This is a genomic window from Curtobacterium sp. MCBA15_013 (genome assembly GCF_001865095.1).
GTDB lineage: Bacteria > Actinomycetota > Actinomycetes > Actinomycetales > Microbacteriaceae > Curtobacterium.
The window spans coordinates 1-1,233 of record NZ_MJGQ01000022.1 but is presented as its reverse complement, the minus strand read 5'-3'; the positions used below and the strand labels follow the sequence as shown (position 1 = coordinate 1,233).

2 protein-coding genes are annotated in these 1,233 nt (G+C 70.6%); both read right to left on the bottom strand.

Annotation, left to right across the window (positions count from 1 at the left end):
* Positions 1-34: 34 nt before the first annotated feature.
* Positions 35-868: a nitroreductase family protein gene (locus BIV01_RS11990; protein ID WP_071296505.1), complete on the bottom strand. Its 834-nt coding sequence runs from the start codon at positions 866-868 to the stop codon at positions 35-37.
* A 3-nt stretch (positions 869-871) separates the two neighbouring features.
* On the bottom strand, positions 872-1,233 hold a 362-nt coding region (locus BIV01_RS11985), incomplete at its 5' end, for a hypothetical protein (protein ID WP_083413998.1).

The following is a 1,233-nucleotide window of genomic DNA, read 5'->3' as shown; positions in this document are numbered from 1 at the left end:
AGGCGCGGCTCGCCCCCGGCGGGCACGGCCGCGGTCACGAGGTGGTCGCCTCCGGGGCGATGTGCCCCGCCACGGGCGCGTCGTCCCACCCCTGCTGCGGGGTGTCGCAGGTCCCCCGGAAGACGTACTGCGACGGCCGCTTCCGCTCGCTCGACGTCCAGTCGATCGCTGGACGCCGGCGCTCGGGCGGGAGGTACCCGATCCGGTAGACGGCCATCAGCTCGAGCGACTCGGGGACGTGGAGCAGTCCCTCGATCTCCTCCCACGCCCCGGGGGTCTCCATCGGGAAGGACACGAACTGGATGCCGAGGCCGAGTTCGGTCGTGGCGAGCCAGATGTTCTCCATCGCCGCACCCATGCTGAACACCGAGTAGAAGCCCGAGAGCTCCTCCTTCCGGTACTCGTGCCGGTCGAGCAGCACGCCGAGCAGCAGCGGCGACCCGGCGACGAGCTTCCGGTTCTCCTCACCGAGGGTGTGCGGAACCCGCAGTGTGTTCATGAGCAGCTGCCCGCGCTTCGTGAACACCTGCTTCGTGAAGGGCTTGAGCGGTCCGGGGAGCTTGTCGAACAGCATGCCGTCGCGCCGCTCGTCCATCTCGGCCTGGGAGAACCGGAAGTACGGCTTGTACCGCTCGAAGAACGTTCCCTCGGCCATGGTCCGGGTCATCGACGAGCCGCTGATCTCGGCGACGCGGTCGATCGTGTCGCGCTCCTCGACGAGGACGAACCGCCACGGTTGACTGTTGAGCTGCGACGGTGCCCGGCCGGCCAGCTCCATGAGCAGGCGCTGGTGCTCGGGCGACACGGGGTCGGGGAGGAACGGTCCGTTGGTGGTCCGCCGGCGTCTGATCGCCTCGAAGAGCTCCACTGCTCACCTCTCTGCTCGGCGGCCCGCGAGCAACGCCCCCAGGTAGGACGGTGCCGCGGCGACCGCGACTTGCCAGTGTGCTCCGGAGCGCGGGTTCGTGCGTGGTGCGACCGCGAGCGGCACGAGCGCCGGGAGCAGGAAGAGCGCCGATCGGCTTCGCGTCCAGACCGGGGTGGTCGCCGCGACACCGGTCAGCGTGGCGGTCACGACGAACAGGCCGTGGTGGACGACGCGGAGCTTCCTCGTCCGGATGAGCCGCACGGCGACGGCGGCGCCCCAGGCGCAGTTCGCCACGTAGGCGACGCTCGCAGCGGTGACCAGACGGCGGGCCGTGCGCGAACCCGTGGGAGGCGATCCGTGCCTCC